Annotated in this window: 12 protein-coding genes and 1 pseudogene; 7 read left to right on the top strand and 6 right to left on the bottom strand. The window is 52.4% G+C overall.

What is annotated here, in order from left to right:
• Positions 1–99 precede the first annotated feature (99 nt).
• The gene (gene flk / locus AACU94_RS04460; protein WP_130216936.1) at positions 100–1,092 is read left to right on the top strand and encodes a flagella biosynthesis regulator Flk; all 993 of its coding nucleotides are present in this window, start codon (positions 100–102) and stop codon (positions 1,090–1,092) included.
• Here flk and AACU94_RS04455 read toward each other — a convergent pair.
• Positions 1,089–2,267, bottom strand: coding sequence for an MFS transporter (locus AACU94_RS04455; protein ID WP_135488992.1), 1,179 nt, complete (start codon positions 2,265–2,267; stop codon positions 1,089–1,091). The genes flk and AACU94_RS04455 overlap by 4 nt on opposite strands.
• A 448-nt stretch (positions 2,268–2,715) precedes the next feature.
• On the opposite strand from AACU94_RS04455, the gene AACU94_RS04450 reads away from it, so the two are divergent.
• Positions 2,716–3,696, top strand: coding sequence for an IS110-like element IS621 family transposase (locus AACU94_RS04450; protein WP_135488990.1), 981 nt, complete (start codon positions 2,716–2,718; stop codon positions 3,694–3,696).
• Between the two features lie 452 nt (positions 3,697–4,148).
• On the opposite strand, the gene cpdB is transcribed toward AACU94_RS04450, so the two are convergent.
• A complete protein-coding gene (gene cpdB / locus AACU94_RS04445) occupies positions 4,149–6,092 on the bottom strand; it encodes a 2',3'-cyclic-nucleotide 2'-phosphodiesterase (protein WP_135488989.1) in 1,944 nt (647 codons plus the stop codon).
• Positions 6,093–6,263: 171 nt separating this feature from the next.
• On the opposite strand from cpdB, the gene cysQ reads away from it, so the two are divergent.
• A complete protein-coding gene (gene cysQ / locus AACU94_RS04440) occupies positions 6,264–7,004 on the top strand; it encodes a 3'(2'),5'-bisphosphate nucleotidase CysQ (protein ID WP_130206045.1) in 741 nt (246 codons plus the stop codon).
• Here cysQ and AACU94_RS04435 read toward each other — a convergent pair.
• A complete protein-coding gene (locus AACU94_RS04435) occupies positions 6,994–7,551 on the bottom strand; it encodes a YtfJ family protein (RefSeq protein ID WP_130216681.1) in 558 nt (185 codons plus the stop codon). The genes cysQ and AACU94_RS04435 overlap by 11 nt on opposite strands.
• A 324-nt stretch (positions 7,552–7,875) precedes the next feature.
• Here AACU94_RS04435 and AACU94_RS04430 point away from each other — a divergent pair, with 324 nt between their 5' ends.
• Complete coding sequence (locus AACU94_RS04430) at positions 7,876–8,082, top strand: DUF1107 domain-containing protein (RefSeq protein WP_000689228.1); 207 nt, start codon at positions 7,876–7,878, stop codon at positions 8,080–8,082.
• 60 nt (positions 8,083–8,142) lie between these two features.
• Here the strand turns inward: AACU94_RS04430 and AACU94_RS04425 are convergent, their stop codons facing one another.
• Positions 8,143–9,498, bottom strand: a complete 1,356-nt coding sequence (locus AACU94_RS04425; RefSeq protein ID WP_130206047.1) for a hemolysin family protein — start codon at positions 9,496–9,498, stop codon at positions 8,143–8,145.
• 187 nt (positions 9,499–9,685) lie between these two features.
• Complete coding sequence (gene msrA / locus AACU94_RS04420; RefSeq protein WP_130221755.1) at positions 9,686–10,324, bottom strand: peptide-methionine (S)-S-oxide reductase MsrA; 639 nt, start codon at positions 10,322–10,324, stop codon at positions 9,686–9,688.
• Between the two features lie 205 nt (positions 10,325–10,529).
• Here msrA and tamA point away from each other — a divergent pair.
• The 3 genes and pseudogenes from tamA (at position 10,530) to AACU94_RS04405 (ending at position 16,387) form a co-directional block, all read left to right on the top strand.
• Positions 10,530–12,264: pseudogene (gene tamA, locus AACU94_RS04415) on the top strand (autotransporter assembly complex protein TamA).
• Positions 12,261–16,040 carry an autotransporter assembly complex protein TamB gene (tamB, locus tag AACU94_RS04410; RefSeq protein ID WP_135488988.1) on the top strand — a complete coding sequence of 1,260 codons (3,780 nt, stop codon included), beginning with the start codon at positions 12,261–12,263 and terminating at the stop codon, positions 16,038–16,040. The pseudogene tamA and the gene tamB overlap by 4 nt, the downstream one beginning before the upstream one ends.
• A gap of 2 nt (positions 16,041–16,042) precedes the next feature.
• Positions 16,043–16,387, top strand: a complete 345-nt coding sequence (locus AACU94_RS04405; protein ID WP_130206055.1) for a gamma-glutamylcyclotransferase family protein — start codon at positions 16,043–16,045, stop codon at positions 16,385–16,387.
• Positions 16,388–16,423: 36 nt separating this feature from the next.
• On the opposite strand, the gene AACU94_RS04400 is transcribed toward AACU94_RS04405, so the two are convergent.
• Positions 16,424–17,427 (bottom strand): IS4 family transposase (locus tag AACU94_RS04400; protein ID WP_135488987.1); only part of this gene is annotated, 1,004 nt, incomplete at its 5' end.

The raw sequence follows: 17,427 nt of genomic DNA, 5'->3' as shown, positions 1-17,427 counted from the left end.
GTTTGTGGTACCTGTATGAGAACGAGAGTTAACCGGACAAGTGTGCCATAATCTCGCGGCCAGGCATACTTGCGATGATTTCAGGTATAAGGATACGTAATGATACAACCAATTTCCGCCCCTCCTGGGCAACCACCGGGTCAGGGGGATAAACTGTCGTCTGGCGCAGGCAATCAGCCTTTATCCAGCTTGCAACGTACAGTGCTGGAAAGTTTGATAACCAAAGTGACTTCGCTGACGCAACAGCAGAGCGCGGAATTGTGGGCTGGTATAAAGCACGACATCGGTCTGCCCGGCGATTCACCGTTACTTTCACGCAATTTCCCCGCCGCAGAACAAAACCTTGCACAACGTTTACTGGCCGCGCAAGAAAGCCATTCTGTCCGCCAGCTTTTGGCGCAATTGAGCGAGTATTTACGGCTGGGGAATAATCGTCAGGCGGTCACAGATTACATTCGTCATAACTTTGGTCAGACGCCGCTGAATCAACTCTCACCGGAGCAATTAAAAACCGTCCTGACGCTGTTACAGGAAGGGAAGATGGTTATCCCGCAGCCGCAACAGCGCCAGGCGACCGATCGCCCTTTGCTACCGGCAGAACACAATACGCTTAAGCAACTGGTGACTAAACTCGCGGCGGCAACAGGAGAACCCAGCAAACAGATTTGGCAATCTATGCTGGAACTTTCTGGGGTAAAAAATGGTGAGTTGATCCCGGCAAAAATGTTTACCCACCTGGTTACCTGGTTGCAGGCACGCCAGGTGTTAAGTCAGCAAAATACACCGACGCTGGAGTCGCTTCAGATGGCGCTAAAACAGCCACTGGATGCCAGCGAGTTGACAGTATTATCGAGCTATGTTGAGCAAAAATATGGCCTTTCTCAGCAATCAGCCCTGACTTCCGCACAGGCCGAGGATATCCTCAACCAGCTTTATCAACGGCGGGTGAATGGGATTGAACCGCGAGATATTCAACCGTTACTCAATCCCTTTACGCCATTCATTAACACGATGCAAGAAATGGCCATGCGCCCCAGCCTGTGGATATTGCTGACCGCCATCATCGTGATGTTGGTCTGGTTATTGAGTTAACCACGACGAAATGACAGTATCGTCACGATAATCCCCAGCACCGCCGATATCGCCCCGGCAAGGAATACCGACGAGTAGCCAAATGTGGTCGCCAGGACACCTGCCAGTGGCCCGGAAACACCGAGGGCGATATCCTGAAACGCCGCATAACCGCCGAGCGCAGTACCGCGAACCTGAGACGGAACGCGCTTAACCACTTCCACACCAAGCGCCGGGAAGATAAGTGAACACCCTGCCCCGGTTAACGCCGCACCAGCTAATGCCACCCACGCGCCAGGCGCTTGCCAGAGCAGCAACAAACCTACCGTTTCGACAAGCAAAGAGACAATCGCCACTTTCACGCCGCCAAAACGGTCTGGCATCCAGCCGAACATCACGCGCATCACGACAAATGCGCCGCCAAATGCGGTGAGTGTAAAACCTGCCATCGCCCATCCTTTGCTGGCAAAGTAGAGCGATACAAAAGTTCCGATAACCGCAAAGCCAACGCCCTGAAGCGCCAGACCAAGACCCGGTTTCCAGATAAGTCCGACAACGCTCCACAGCGATGGACGTTCTCCCGCCATTGCCGGTACTTTGCGGACTGTGCCGTTACAAGCCCACGCCAGTAAAGGCAATGCCATTGTCGTAAGCGCCAGTGCGGCAAAACCGTAATGGCTATGAATCAACAAGCCAAGCGGTGCGCCCACCGCCAGTGCGCCATAAATCGCCATCCCGTTCCACGACATCACTTTGCCTGAGTGTTTCGGCCCGACAATGCCCAATCCCCAGGTCAAAGCGCCCGTCAGCAACTGGCTTTCGCCAAAACCAAGAATCAAACGCCCGACGACCAGCAGGGCAAATTTAATCGGTGCGGAGACAGGCAAAAGCGCCGCCAGCAGCAGCGCGCCGCCAGCCAGACCACAGGCGAACATACCCTGAAGCGCCGAACGTTTTGCACCATATTGATCGGCCAGCCGTCCGGCGTAGCCACGCGTCAGCACCGTAGCCAGAAACTGAATCCCGACGGCAATTCCGACCATGGTGTTGCCATAGCCCAGTTCATGATGAACAAACAGCGGGATAACCGGCAACGGCAGCCCTACGGTCATGTAGGTGAGAAAAACCGCAAAAGCGATGCGGAAGAGCGAAATATTGGCAGAAGATCGTGTTTCTGTTTGGCTTACAGCAGTCATGCATTACTCCAGAATGCAGCGCAAGGCGAGGAGTCTCCCCGTCTCATCTCTCTGGTTTTCAGGGTTACGGTGCGTTGGCAGGATTTAACGCGTACGTCTTTTCAGAAGGAAATCGACAAAGCGGGAAGTTTGCCTGGAACAGGCGGCGATTGTCAATGATGTGAAAAAGGGAACCATCGGGTTCCCTTATTCTTTAGTGCTGGAGGCAGCATTGCCGCGTATCGTCGGATGCGACGCTGACGCGTCTTATCCGACCTTGTATTATCCCTCCTGTGCAGAGAAAATTGGCCAGTTTTCTCTGCCTGCAGTCCGCATGCCGTATCCGGCCTTGGGTTCTAACCTGCGCGGTAGATTTATGCAGCGGACTGCCTTTCTCCCAAAGTGATAAACCGGACAGTATCATGGACCGGTTTTCCCGGTAATCCGTATTTGCAAGGTTGGTTTCACTATGGAACATGAACTTCATTATATTGGTATCGACACCGCTAAAGAGAAACTGGATGTCGATGTGTTGCGCCCTGATGGCCGTCATCGCACCAAAAAATTCGCTAACACCCCTAAAGGGCACGATGAGCTGGTGAGCTGGCTGAAGGGTCACAAGATTGACCATGCGCATATCTGCATCGAAGCGACCGGCACCTATATGGAAGTTGCCGCAGAGTGCCTTTACGATGCTGGCTACATCGTGTCAGTCATTAACCCTGCGCTCGGCAAAGCTTTCGCTCAGAGTGAAGGACTGCGTAACAAGACCGATACCGTTGATGCGCGCATGCTGGCAGAGTTCTGTCGTCAGAAGCGCCCTGCAGCCTGGGAAGCGCCTCACCCGCTTGAACGCGCGTTGCGTGCCCTGGTGGTACGCCACCAGGCGCTGACAGATATGCACACGCAGGAACTGAATCGCACTGAAACGGCGCGGGAAGTCCAGAGGCCGAGTATTGATGCCCACCTTCTGTGGCTTGAAGCAGAGCTGAAGCGTCTTGAGAAGCAGATAAAAGACCTGACGGACGATGATCCGGATATGAAACACCGCAGGAAACTGCTGGAAAGCATCCCGGGTATCGGAGAAAAAACATCTGCGGTATTGCTGGCTTATATCGGTCTGAAGGACCGCTTCGCCCGTGCCAGACAGTTCGCCGCTTTTGCGGGTCTGACACCACGGCGTTATGAATCAGGCAGCAGTGTGAGAGGGGCAAACCGGTTGAGTAAAGCCGGACATGTGTCGCTTCGCAGGGCGTTGTATATGCCTGCAATGGTAGCCACCAGTAAGACTGAGTGGGGACGGGCGTTCCGCGACCGTCTGGCGGCTAATGGCAAGAAAGGAAAGGTGATTCTCGGCGCGATGATGCGCAAGCTGGCACAGGTGGCGTATGGAGTGCTGAAGTCAGGCGTGCCGTTCGATGCGTCACGGCATAATCCGGTAGCGGCGTAAAATCGCGGAAGGGATGAAAAAAACAGCGCCTGACGGCGCTGTGTCTGGCATGCCTGCAATCCGGGAGACTGGACCAGGAAAAAACTTGCAGGCCGTAACAGTATCTACGGTACATGGTTTGTAGGGCGGATAAGATGCGCCAGCATCGCATCCGCCAATAAATGCCGGATGCGCTGCGCTTATCCGGCCTACGGTTCATGGCTTGTAGGGCGGATAAGATGCGTCAGCATCGCATCCGCCAGGAAGAGCCGGATGCGCTGCGCTTATCCGGCCTACGGTTCATAGCTTGTAGGGCGGATAAGATGCGCCAGCATCGCATCCGCCAATAANTGCCGGATGCGCTTATCCGGCCTACGGTTCATNNCTTGTAGGGCGAATAAGATGCGTCAGCATCGCATCCGCCAGTAAATGCCGGATGCGGTTGATGATTTGTAGGCCGAAAAAGAAGTGTTTTACTTACTCAAATCCACCTGATAAATCGCAAAGCCGATATCATCGGTCGCGACTTTATTCATCGGGTACTGCCCTTTCTCTTTAATAAATGCTGCGGCTTTATCTGACGGGGAAGTTTCGAAACGGATATCCAGTTTCTTATCGCCAGCAATCGGCGCTAGGCGCCAGTTGTTATCTGCCGCCGGGTGGATTTCTCCCGCACGTTTAGACTCTTCAGCAATCCACGCTGCCAGTACCGAGCGGTTCTCATCCGGTGAAGCAAAGGCAATATGGCTATCACCTGTTCCGGCAAATTTGCCGCTGTAAGCGCGATAGTTATTGGTGGCAACGAGGAACATGGCGTTCGGATCAATGGGTTTACCGTTAAAGGTCAGGTTCTTAATCCTTTCAGCATTGGCATTAACCACCTGACATTCACCGTCATAGCGGGCGGGCTGGGTAACATCAATCTGATAATTCACACCATCAATCACATCAAAGTTATAGGTGCGGAAACCATCCCAGTTGATCAACGACTGTGGTTGAGTGCTGTTAGGATCAATCTGGTTAAACTGCCCGGCGGAGCACTCCAGCCACTCTTTCACCTCTTTACCACTGGCTTTCACCACGATAAGCGTATTGGGATAGAGATAGAGATCGGCGGCATTACGGAAGGTCAACTGGCCTTTTTCCACTTCGACATAGCTGGCAGGGTCGTTCTTACGCCCACCGACTTTAAACGGCGCGGCAGCAGAGAGCACGGGCAGTTTTGCCAGATCGGGATCGCCCTGAATGTAATGTTCGACATACGCTTTTTGCGCGTTGTTCACCACCTGCACGGTCGGATCATCCTGCACCAGCGCCAGATAGCTATACATATTGTCGGCAGATTTACCGATCGGTTTGCTGACAAACTGGCGTGTGGCGTCGTGATCGGCCTTTAGCGTTTCTACCAGTTGGCTGTCTTCTGCGGCGAGAGATTTTTTATTGGTGATATCGTAAATAGGCCGTGCTTCGGCTTTGGCCTGCGTCACCTGCCATTTCCCGCTGTCATTATTGAGTTGCAGATCAACCACGCCCAGATGATCGCCCCACATGCCAGGCATTACCGCCGGAACACCGTTCAGCGTACCTTTGGCAATATCCGCGCCTTTAATATCGGCAAAATCTTTACTCGGGAAGACGGCGTGAGCATGGCCAAACATAATGGCGTCAACGCCCAGAATTTCACTGAGATAATAAACCGAGTTTTCCGCCATCACTTTATACGGATCGGCAGACAAACCAGAATGAGCCAGAACGACAACAATATCGGCCCCTTTCTCGCGCATTTCTGGTACGTACTTGCGCACTGTTTCAGTAATATCGTTAACGGTGACTTTGCCGGATAAATTGGCTTTATCCCAGCTCATAATCTGCGGTGGCACGACGCCGATGTAGCCAATCTTCAGTGTCTGTTTTTTCCCGTCTTTATCGACCACTTCGGTGTCTTTAATTAAAAACGGCGTAAACATGGGCTGTTGGGTCTTAGCGTCAATGACGTTGGCGTTTATATAAGGGAATTTCGCCCCTGCCAGCGCATTTTTCAGGTAATCCAGACCGTAGTTAAATTCATGATTGCCGAGTGTGCCGACCGTATAATCCAGCGTATTCAGCGCCTTATAAACCGGATGAACATCACCTGCTTTTAATCCTTTCGCCGACATGTAATCTGCCAGCGGACTCCCCTGAATCAAATCGCCGTTATCGACCAGCACGCTGTTTTTCACTTCATTACGCGCGTCATTAATCAGACTCGCAGTACGAACCAGTCCGAATTTTTCTGTGGCGGAGTCTTTGTAATAATCGAAATCCATCATATTGCTATGCAAATCAGAGGTTTCCATTATGCGGAGATCGACTGTTGCCGCATTCACACTGGCGGCAATCAGCGTAGCAAGGAGCGTTGCACTAAACTTAACCATCTGGGCATCCTTTTATGAATGAGTAGATGAAACGTCTTTCATACAGAGCGTTGAAGGATGCCATAAATAATAAATCAGGAAACGATGACGCCATCACAGTTGGCGGATTCTTTAACGATAGGGTATAAGTAAAACAACGAGTTAACACCACTGAAACAAAAGAGGTGGAGAATGTTAGAACAAGTATGTCAACTCGCACGGATTGCGGGCGATGCCATTATGCAGGTCTACGACGGGACGAAACCGATGGACGTCGTCAGCAAAGCGGATAACTCACCGGTGACAGCGGCGGACATTGCCGCGCATACCGTAATCATGGACGGTTTACGTACGCTGACGCCGGATATTCCGGTTCTGTCTGAAGAAGATCCTCCCGGCTGGGAAGTCCGTCAGCACTGGCAACGTTACTGGCTGGTGGACCCGCTGGATGGCACTAAAGAGTTTATTAAACGTAACGGCGAATTCACCGTTAATATTGCGCTCATCGACCACGGAAAACCGATTTTAGGTGTGGTGTATGCGCCAGTAATGAACGTAATGTACAGTGCGGCAGAAGGCAAAGCCTGGAAAGAAGAGTGCGGCGTGCGCAAGCAGATTCAGGTACGCGATGCGCGGCCGCCGCTGGTGGTCATCAGCCGATCCCATGCGGATGCAGAGCTGAAAGAGTATCTGCAACAGCTTGGCGAACATCAGACGACGTCCATTGGCTCTTCGCTGAAATTCTGTCTGGTGGCGGAAGGGCAGGCGCAGCTCTACCCACGTTTCGGACCAACCAATATTTGGGACACTGCCGCCGGCCACGCTGTTGCAGCCGCAGCCGGAGCGCACGTACACGATTGGCAGGGTAAACCGCTGGATTATACCCCGCGTGAATCGTTCCTGAATCCAGGATTCAGAGTTTCTATTTATTGAGCAACTTATGCAGCAAGTCCATCACTTGCTGCACCTCTTCCTGGGTGAGCGCTCCGTCCTTCGCCCATTGCACACGGCCGTCTTTATCGAGCACGGCAATGGCAGAACTCTCTTCATCCAACTGCCAGGCGCCGCGCGCGACGCCGTTGCTATCGACAATAAACTGCGACCACGGATAAAGCTTTTTATTACTTTCCAGACTGCTGCGCACAAACATGCCGGAACCCGGAATTGCGTCATCTGTGTTGACAATGGTGGTGGTCTGGTAGCGATCGTGCGGCAACTTCGCCGATTTAATCGCTTCTATCAGCGTCGCGTTTTTCTCTTTGGCTGACGTACGACCAGCAATATGTTGTAGCACTCGCACTTTTCCCGCTAACTGCGCGCTGTTCCAGGTTTTGTAGCTAAACTGATCTTTATCAAGCACCAACTCGCCACGATCGGTAATGCCAATCGGCGGTACTCGCTGGCCGGTTTCGAACTGATGTGCGGAGGTCATCATCGGCAGCAGCAGGCAGGTGAGGGCCAGAATCTTGCGTAGAGTCATGGTGTTTCCTTCTTATGATATGCAGGTGATCCGACCACTTGGGTCTGACTTTTAATCATATGTGCTATTTATCGAAAATCCCGCACGTGTGATGCCAGTTTGCGGACAAGCGCACAAATCATATGAAAAATGAATGCTTATACTAAAGATTCTGATTAGGCGAAAAGATAATTCTGAATAATTGTAACGTTACGGTAAAAAAACTCATACAGGCTGGAAACATTACCGCAGTAGTCTATAGTCATTAGGCATTAAAATTTGCGCCTCATAATAGTTGGACCGATTGTGGTACCGCAAAGGCGTAATACTCAGCAGGAGACAACAATGAAAATTTTCCAACGGTACAACCCACTGCAAGTGGCGAAGTACGTGAAGATCCTGTTTCGTGGACGGTTATACATCAAGGATGTTGGCGCTTTTGAATTTGATAAGGGTAAAATTCTTATCCCAAAAGTGAAGGATAAACTGCATTTATCAGTGATGTCCGAGGTAAACCGTCAGGTTATGCGTCTGCAAACAGAGATGGCTTAACCAAAGTGCTATGCAGTAATAAGACGGCTCCTGATTCAGGAGCCGTTGATGTTTCTGAGGTTATGCGACGTTTTCTTCTTTATCTTTGTCTTTATCTTTAGCGTCAGTCAGTTTTGGCGAAAGGACGGTGGCTTTGCTGTCGATCCGCGTTACCAGCAGCTGGTCGATGCGGTAGTTATCGATATCCACCACTTCAAATTTGTAGCCGGCGAATTTCACCGAATCAGTGCGTTTGGGGATCTTACGCAGCATAAACATCATAAAGCCGCCAATGGTTTCGTAATTGCCTGACTGCGGGAACTCGTCAATATCCAGTACACGCATCACGTCATCAATCGGTGTTCCGCCATCGATTAGCCATGAGTTCTCATCACGCGCCACAATCTGCTCTTCCAGACCCTGACCAACCAGATCGCCCATCAGTGTGGTCATCACGTCGTTGAGGGTGATTATCCCCACCACCAGCGCGTATTCATTCATGATTACTGCAAAGTCTTCGCCCGCAGTTTTAAAACTTTCCAGCGCCTCAGAAAGGGTCAGCGTGTCTGGCACGATCAGCGTGTTGCGAATTTGGACGCCACTGTTCAGCGCCAGGCTTTGATTGGCCAGCACGCGGTTAAGCAGATCTTTCGAATCCACATAGCCGATGATGTGGTCGATATCTTCAGTACAGACGAGGAATTTTGAGTGCGGATGTTCCGCCACTTTATTCTTCAGACTTTGCTCGTCTTCGTGGAGATCGAACCAGATGACGTTCTCACGCGGAGTCATAGATGACGGGACAGTACGGGATTCAAGCTCGAACACGTTTTCAATCAGTTCATGCTCTTGTTTACGTAATACCCCCGCCAGCGCCCCCGCTTCTACTACCGCGTAAATATCATCGGAAGTGATGTCATCCTTGCGCACCATCGGCAGTTTAAAGATACGGAAGATCATGTTCGCCAGGCCGTTGAAGAACCACACCAGCGGGGTGCAGACGTACAGGCAGAAGCGCATCGGGTTGATGATACGCAAAGCCACAGCTTCTGGCGCAATCATACCGATGCGTTTCGGGGTTAAATCCGCAAACAGGATAAACATGCCAGTCACTAACGAGAAAGAGAGAATAAAGCTCAGTTGCTCAGAGAGCTCTGCCGACATATAGCGGGAGAACAGGCTGTTAAAAGCCGGGGAAAACGCCGCATCACCGACGATACCGCCGAGAATCGCCACTGCGTTCAGACCGATTTGTACCACGGTAAAGAACATGCCGGGATTTTCCTGCATATTCATAACGCGTTGGGCATTTATATTGCCTTCATCAGCCAGCAGTTTAAGTTTGATTTTGCGTGAGGCGGCAAGCGAGATCTCAGACATCGAGAAGAACGCACTTACAGCGATCAAGCAGAGTATGACTAAAATACTGTTTAACATATCTTATCTAACCGTTCAGGTCAGATCCTCGGAAGGGGAAGTTGATTAATTTGTGTGAAATACACATTGAAAGCCGATTCGAAGAGAGTGAACCGGCATTTTCAGAGGCTAGTATAGCGTAAGGTACTGTAAAGTCGCCAGAGGGTTAAATTTTTGTCTCATTTCACTTTGGGGCCACCTTTTAATACTACACTTCAGGCGGCAGACAAACGCCTATTCCGCCAATTCCGCAATAGCCATAAGGGTTTTTATGTAGATACTGTTGGTGGTCATCTTCGGCATAATAGAACGGTGTGGCGTTAGCAATCTCGGTGGTTATCTGGCGATCGTCATCGGCGGCGAGCATTGCGGCCTGAAAACGTTCCAGACTTGCGCGGGCGGCGGCATCCTGTTCTGGCGTCAGCGGGTAAATCGCGGAACGGTACTGCGTGCCGTGATCATTACCTTGACGCATCCCTTGTGCAGGATCGTGGTTTTCCCAGAAAACCTGCAACAGTTGTTCATAGCTGATTACCGACGGATCGTAAACCACTCGCACCGCTTCGGCGTGGCCGGTCTCACCGGAACACACTTCCCGATAAGTCGGGTTTGGCGTGTAACCGCCAGTGTAGCCTGCGGCAGTACTGTAAACACCGGGAAGTTGCCAGAAAAGGCGTTCAACGCCCCAGAAACAGCCCATCGCAAAAATGGCGATCTCCATTCCGTCAGGCACATTTGTCATTGAGTGACCGTTGACCGCATGCAGCGTAGCTACGGGCATCGGGGTATTCCGTCCAGGAAGGGCATCGGTGGGGGAAACCAGATGCTTTTTATCAAATAAACTCATGGTGTCGTTCTCCCGAAAGTCGGTCATAGGGGTTTAGGTTGTAACAAGGGACGTATTTGCACACAATAACCCCCGTGAATGGGTCTAAAGTAAAACATAAGTAATATTTTGGGTTTAGTCTGCTTTTTAATCCATATTGCTGGATTATTGTTAAGCCGTTTAACGGAGTTCCAGGGGCAGGAATAAAGGATATTCAGGAGAAAATGTGCGCTATATCCGACAGTTATGCTGTGTAAGCTTACTCTGCTTTAGTGGTTCTGCCATCGCCGCGAATGTCCGTCTACAGGTGGAAGGGTTATCGGGACAGCTGGAAAAAAAACGTTCGTGCACAGCTTTCTACGATTCAAAGTGATGAAGTGACGCCAGACCGGCGCTTTCGCGCACGTGTTGATGATGCCATTCGGGAAGGTCTAAAAGCACTGGGCTATTACCAGCCAACAATTGAATTTGATCTCCAGCCACCGCCAAAGAAAGGACGGCAGGTGCTGGTTGCTAAAGTTACACCGGGTGTACCCGTATTGATTGGCGGCACCGATGTTGTCTTGCGCGGCGGTGCGCGAACCGATAAAGACTATTTGAAGTTGCTGGATACTCGCCCGGCTATAGGTACGGTGCTAAACCAGGGCGATTATGAAAATTTCAAAAAGTCCTTAACCAGTATTGCGCTGCGTAAAGGCTATTTCGATAGCGAATTTACCAAAGCTCAGTTAGGCATAGCGCTTGGCCTGCATAAAGCGTACTGGGATATTGATTACAACAGTGGCGAACGTTACCGCTTTGGGCATGTGACCTTTGAAGGTTCGCAAATTCGCGACGAGTACCTGCAAAACCTGGTACCGTTCAAAGAAGGCGATGAATACGAGTCAAAAGATCTGGCGGAACTGAACCGTCGCCTTTCCGCGACTGGCTGGTTTAATTCGGTAGTAGTGGCACCGCAATTTGATAAAGCGCGCGAAACGAAAGTATTACCGTTGACGGGCGTGGTTTCGCCGCGAACAGAAAACACCATCGAAACCGGGGTCGGTTACTCTACGGACGTGGGACCGCGCGTGAAAGCGACGTGGAAAAAGCCGTGGATGAACTCATACGGTCACAGTCTGACTACCAGTACCAGTATTTCCGCGCCGGAACAGACCCTCGACTTCAGCTATAAAATGCCGCTGCTGAAGAATCCGCTGGAACAATATTATTTGGTGCAGGGCGGTTTTAAGCGTACTGACCTGAATGACACCGAATCCGATTCCACTACCCTGGTCGCTTCCCGCTACTGGGATCTTTCCAGCGGCTGGCAGCGCGCCATTAACCTACGCTGGAGTCTCGACCACTTTACTCAGGGTGAAATTACTAACACCACAATGCTGTTTTATCCAGGTGTGATGATTAGCCGGACGCGATCACGCGGCGGCCTGATGCCGACCTGGGGCGACTCGCAACGCTACTCTATCGACTATTCCAACACAGCCTGGGGATCGGATGTCGATTTCTCCGTTTTCCAGGCACAGAACGTCTGGATCCGCACACTGTACGATCGCCATCGCTTTGTTACGCGCGGCACGTTGGGCTGGATTGAAACCGGTGACTTCGACAAAGTACCGCCGGATCTGCGTTTCTTCGCCGGGGGCGACCGCAGTATTCGCGGCTATAAATACAAATCTATTGCGCCGAAATATGACAATGGTGACCTGAAAGGGGCATCAAAGCTAATTACCGGATCACTGGAGTACCAGTACAACGTGACCGGAAAATGGTGGGGCGCGGTGTTTGTCGATAGCGGTGAAGCGGTGAGTGATATCCGCCGCAGCGACTTCAAAACCGGCACCGGGGTCGGCGTGCGCTGGGAATCGCCGGTCGGGCCAATCAAGCTCGATTTCGCCGTACCGGTCGCGGATAAAGACGAGCACGGGTTACAGTTTTACATCGGTCTGGGGCCAGAATTATGAGTTTATGGAAAAAAATCAGCCTCGGCGCGGTTATCGTCATCTTACTACTGCTGGGCTCGGTGGCATTTCTGGTTGGCACCACTAGCGGCCTGCATCTGGTATTTAAAGCGGCGGACCGCTGGGTGCCAGGGCTGGACATCGGCAAGGTCACTGGCGGCTGGCGCGACCTTACCCTGTCTGACGTTCGTTATGAGCAGCCAGGCGTGGCGGTAAAAGCGGGCAATCTGCACCTGGCCGTTGGGCTGGATTGTCTGTGGAACAGCAGCGTTTGTGTTAACGATCTGGCGCTGAAAGATATTCAGGTCAACATCGACAGCAAAAAAATGCCTCCTTCTGAGCAGGTTGAAGAAGAGGAAGATAGTGGACCGCTGGATCTCTCCACGCCGTATCCCATCACACTGACACGCGTGGCGCTGGATAACGTCAACATCAAGATTGATGACACTACGGTGTCGGTGATGGACTTCACCTCCGGCCTGAACTGGCAGGAGAAAACCCTGACCCTGAAACCGACGTCGCTGAAAGGCTTGCTGATTGCCTTGCCGAAAGTGGCGGACGTGGCGCAGGAAGAAGTGGTCGAGCCGAAGATTGAAAATCCGCAGCCGGAGGAAAAGCCGCTCGGCGAAACGCTGAAAGATCTCTTTTCTCGCCCGGTATTGCCGGAAATGACCGACGTGCATTTGCCGCTTAACCTGAACATTGAAGAGTTTAAAGGCGAGCAACTGCGCGTGACAGGCGACACGGATATCACCGTGAGCACCATGCTGCTGAAAGTGAGCAGCATCGACGGCAATACCAAACTGGACGCGCTGGATATTGACTCTAACCAGGGGATTGTCAATGCCAGCGGTACGGCACAATTGTCCAACAACTGGCCAGTAGATATCACCCTCAACAGCACTTTGAATGTGGAGCCGTTGAAAGGTGAAAAGGTGAAGCTAAAAGTGGGCGGCGCGCTGCGCGAACAGCTGGAGATAGGCGTTAACCTTTCCGGCCCGGTGGATATGGATTTGCGCGCTCAGACGCGGCTGGCGGAAGCCGGACTGCCGCTCAACGTGGAAGTGAACAGCAAACAACTTTACTGGCCGTTCACTGGTGAGAAGCAATATCAGGCGGATGACCTGAAACTGAAACTCACCGGCAAAATGACCGATTACACGCTGTCTATGCGTACGGCGGTGAAAGGGCAGGAGATCCCGCCAGCGACCATTACCCTTGATGCGAAAGGGAATGAACAGCAGGTCAATCTCGATAAACTCACCGTTGCGGCGCTGGAAGGAAAAACCGAGCTGAAGGCGCTGCTCGACTGGCAGCAGGCCATTAGTTGGCGCGGCGAATTGACGTTCAACGGCATTAATACGGCGAAAGAGTTCCCGGACTGGCCATCGAAACTCAATGGTTTGATCAAAACGCGCGGTAGCCTGTACGGCGGCACCTGGCAGATGGACGTGCCGGAGTTGAAGCTGACCGGCAACGTCAAACATAACAAAGTGAACGTTGAGGGAACGCTGAAAGGCAACAGTTATATGCAGTGGATGATCCCAGGTCTGCATCTGGAACTGGGGCCAAACAGTGCCGAAGTGAAAGGCGAGCTGGGGGTAAAAGATCTCAATCTTGACGCCACCATCAATGCGCCGGGGCTGGATAACGCGCTGCCAGGACTTGGCGGTACAGCGAAAGGGCTGGTGAAAGTTCGCGGTACGGTGGAAGCGCCGCAGTTGCTGGCGGATATCACCGCGCGCGGCTTGCGCTGGCAGGAACTTTCTGTGTCGCAGGTTCGCGTGGAAGGCGACATCAAATCCACCGATCAGATTGCGGGTAAACTCGACGTGCGCGTTGAGCAAATCTCGCAGCCGGATGTGAATATCAGCCTCGTTACTCTGAATGCGAAAGGCAGCGAAAAGCAGCACGAGTTACAACTGAGGATTCAGGGCGAGCCGGTTTCCGGGCAGCTTAATCTGGCAGGTAGCTTTGATCGCAAAGAAGAACGCTGGAAGGGAACACTTAGCAATACGCGCTTCCAGACGCCGGTCGGCCCGTGGTCGCTGACCCGCGATATTGCGCTGGATTACCGCAATAAGGAGCAAAAAATCAGCATCGGGCCACACTGCTGGCTTAACCCGAATGCGGAACTGTGCGTGCCGCAAACCATTGATGCCGGGGCTGAAGGGCGTGCGGTTGTGAATCTCAACCGCTTCGACCTGGCAATGCTGAAACCGTTTATGCCGGAAACTACTCAGGCAAGCGGTATCTTCACGGGTAAAGCGGACGTTGCCTGGGACACCACCAAAGAGGGGCTGCCACAGGGCAGTATCACTCTTTCGGGGCGTAACGTGCAGGTGACGCAAACCGTCAACGATGCGGCGCTACCGGTGGCGTTTCAGACGCTGAACCTATCGGCAGAGCTGCGGAATAATCGCGCTGAGCTGGGCTGGACCATCCGTCTGACCAATAACGGCCAGTTTGATGGTCAGGTGCAGGTGACCGATCCACAAGGCCACCGGAATCTTGGTGGCAACGTCAACATCCGCAATTTTAACCTCGCAATGGTGAACCCCATCTTTACGCGTGGTGAAAAAGCAGCGGGGATGGTGAGCGCCAACCTACGTCTGGGCGGTGATGTGCAAAGCCCGCAGCTGTTTGGTCAGCTACAGGTCACGGGCGTGGATATCGACGGCAACTTTATGCCATTTGATATGCAGCCGAGTCAGCTTGCGGTCAATTTTAACGGTATGCGCTCGACGCTTGCGGGGACCGTGAGGACTCAGCAGGGTGACATCTACCTGAACGGTGATGCTGACTGGAGCCAGATTGAAAACTGGCGGGCGCGGGTAACGGCGAAAGGCAGTAAGGTCCGGATCACCGTACCACCGATGGTGCGAATGGATGTGTCGCCTGACATCGTATTCGAAGCGACACCAAGCCTGTTTACCCTTGATGGTCGCGTGGATGTACCGTGGGCGCGCATTGTGGTGCACGATCTGCCGGAAAGTGCGGTGGGTGTCTCAAGCGATGTGGTGATGCTCAACGATAACCTGCAACCGGAGGAGACGAAAACCGCGTCAATTCCGATCAACAGCAACCTGATTGTCCACGTCGGCAATAACGTGCGCATTGATGCCTTTGGCCTGAAGGCGCGGCTGACGGGCGATCTCAACGTCGTACAGGACAAACAAGGGCTGGGCCTGAACGGGCAAATTAACATCCCTGAAGGACGCTTCCATGCATATGGCCAGGATCTGATTGTGCGCAAAGGTGAGCTGCTGTTCTCTGGTCCACCGGATCAACCTTATCTCAATATCGAAGCCATTCGTAACCCGGATGCAACAGAAGATGACGTAATCGCTGGTGTTCGTGTCACCGGGCTGGCGGATGAGCCGAAAGCGGAGATCTTCTCTGACCCGGCGATGTCACAACAGGCTGCATTGTCTTACTTGTTGCGTGGACAAGGGCTGGAGAGCGATCAGAGCGACAGCGCGGCGATGACTTCGATGCTGATTGGTCTGGGGGTTGCGCAAAGTGGTCAGATTGTGGGTAAAATCGGCGAGACATTTGGTGTAAGTAATTTAGCGCTCGACACCGAAGGGGTAGGTGATTCTTCCCAGGTGGTGGTCAGCGGCTATGTATTACCAGGCTTACAAGTGAAATACGGCGTGGGGATATTTGACTCTATAGCAACACTCACGTTACGTTATCGCCTGATGCCGAAGCTATATCTGGAAGCCGTGTCTGGTGTAGATCAGGCACTGGATTTGCTCTATCAGTTCGAGTTTTAGCTATGCGAATATTTGTCTACGGCAGTTTACGTCACAAACAAGGCAACAGCCACTGGATGACAAATGCCCAGTTGCTGGGCGATTTCAGTATCGATAACTACCAGTTGTATAGCCTGGGCCACTATCCAGGCGCAGTTCCGGGAAACGGAACGGTACATGGTGAAGTTTATCGTATTGACAACGCCACGCTGGCCGAACTTGATGCCTTGCGCACCAGGGGCGGTGAATACGCGCGCCAGTTGATTCAGACGCCGTACGGGAGTGCATGGATGTACGTTTATCAACGACCCGTCGATGGATTAACGCTGATTGAAAGCGGCGACTGGTTAGACAGGGATCAGTCATAATATAAACACGCCACCTTCGGGTGTAATGCCAGTCAGTTAAGCAACTGACTGGCCTTTTTTCGAGGCTATGGGGTATCTCCAGGGCCTTTCCTTTACCACCCTGGGGAAGGCCCTTTCCCTTCTTGTCGGCAACCTTACCAGTTGTCCCATACTTTCAAGATCCTGCATCAGCTCCGGAATACGACCTGGTGAAGCCCCCTGAAGGGTCATCAGCATTCTCATGACCATGCCGCATGATTCTGAGAAGCTCAGCTGATTCGGCCAGTATCCTTTCAGATGGCCCGCCATTTTAATCATCTGATATCTCACCAGATTATACGCCAGTAACACGCCCCATAACTCCTGCTCCACAAGCTCCGGCTTTTTACTTCTCAGCGTCAGCCTGCTCAGTTGCATCGTCTGTTTCATTTCCCTGTATCCCAGTTCTATCTCCCATCGATGACTGTACAGGTCCGCCATTTCCCCTCCGGGGTAACGCATGGCGTCCGTCATCGACGTCAGCAGATGGCACATTTTTCCCTTGCGTGTCACGGTCAGCAGGCGGGCTGTCATCTCCTGTCCCAGATCCGGCCACTTTTTTCGCGCCTGAGGACTGGTTTTCAGCTTCACCAGATGGTCGCCTTTACCCAGTTTTCTGACCTCTTCATACTGCGCCCCCTTTCTGAGCGGGATCATCCAGTGACGGTGTTCTCCCGCCCGGCTCCATGCATTCAGCAGCCCCAGTGAGTAATAACCTTTATCCATTAAGGTCAGGGTGTTATCGCCGGTCTGCTCTATCAGTTGCTCCGCGAGCTCATTTTCGCTGTTTTTCATCGTGCCGAAGGCCGCTGCTGTCAGCAGATGGCTGGTCAGCTCCATCTGACAGACCATTTTAACCTGTGGGTAGAGTGCCGGGGTTCCGCCATGTGTCTGGCGGGGAAAGGCACTATCGTTTTCCGGCGTATCCGGTGTGCGCCAGAACACACCATCGATGGCCAGCAGGGTCAGGCCGCACCAGTGCGGATGCGACGTGGCGTTATGCCAGAGCTGCGCTGTCTGCG

The sequence above is a fragment of the Escherichia sp. E4702 genome (genome assembly GCF_963883545.1).
Classification (GTDB): Bacteria; Pseudomonadota; Gammaproteobacteria; order Enterobacterales; family Enterobacteriaceae; genus Escherichia.
Note: the sequence above shows the minus strand (reverse complement) of the source record. Positions and strands in the feature narration are given on the sequence as shown.

What these genes read in the sequence shown, in the direction of transcription:
- AACU94_RS04435 (WP_130216681.1), bottom strand. Translation starts at nt 7,551, where the DNA reads ATGACTCTACGCAAGATTCTGGCCCTCACCTGCCTGCTGCTGCCGATG.
- cysQ (WP_130206045.1), top strand. Translation starts at nt 6,264, where the DNA reads ATGTTAGAACAAGTATGTCAACTCGCACGGATTGCGGGCGATGCCATT.
- cpdB (WP_135488989.1), bottom strand. Translation starts at nt 6,092, where the DNA reads ATGGTTAAGTTTAGTGCAACGCTCCTTGCTACGCTGATTGCCGCCAGT.
- AACU94_RS04455 (WP_135488992.1), bottom strand. Translation starts at nt 2,267, where the DNA reads ATGACTGCTGTAAGCCAAACAGAAACACGATCTTCTGCCAATATTTCG.
- flk (WP_130216936.1), top strand. Translation starts at nt 100, where the DNA reads ATGATACAACCAATTTCCGCCCCTCCTGGGCAACCACCGGGTCAGGGG.
- AACU94_RS04450 (WP_135488990.1), top strand. Translation starts at nt 2,716, where the DNA reads ATGGAACATGAACTTCATTATATTGGTATCGACACCGCTAAAGAGAAA.
- msrA (WP_130221755.1), bottom strand. Translation starts at nt 10,324, where the DNA reads ATGAGTTTATTTGATAAAAAGCATCTGGTTTCCCCCACCGATGCCCTT.
- tamB (WP_135488988.1), top strand. Translation starts at nt 12,261, where the DNA reads ATGAGTTTATGGAAAAAAATCAGCCTCGGCGCGGTTATCGTCATCTTA.
- AACU94_RS04405 (WP_130206055.1), top strand. Translation starts at nt 16,043, where the DNA reads ATGCGAATATTTGTCTACGGCAGTTTACGTCACAAACAAGGCAACAGC.
- AACU94_RS04425 (WP_130206047.1), bottom strand. Translation starts at nt 9,498, where the DNA reads ATGTTAAACAGTATTTTAGTCATACTCTGCTTGATCGCTGTAAGTGCG.
- AACU94_RS04430 (WP_000689228.1), top strand. Translation starts at nt 7,876, where the DNA reads ATGAAAATTTTCCAACGGTACAACCCACTGCAAGTGGCGAAGTACGTG.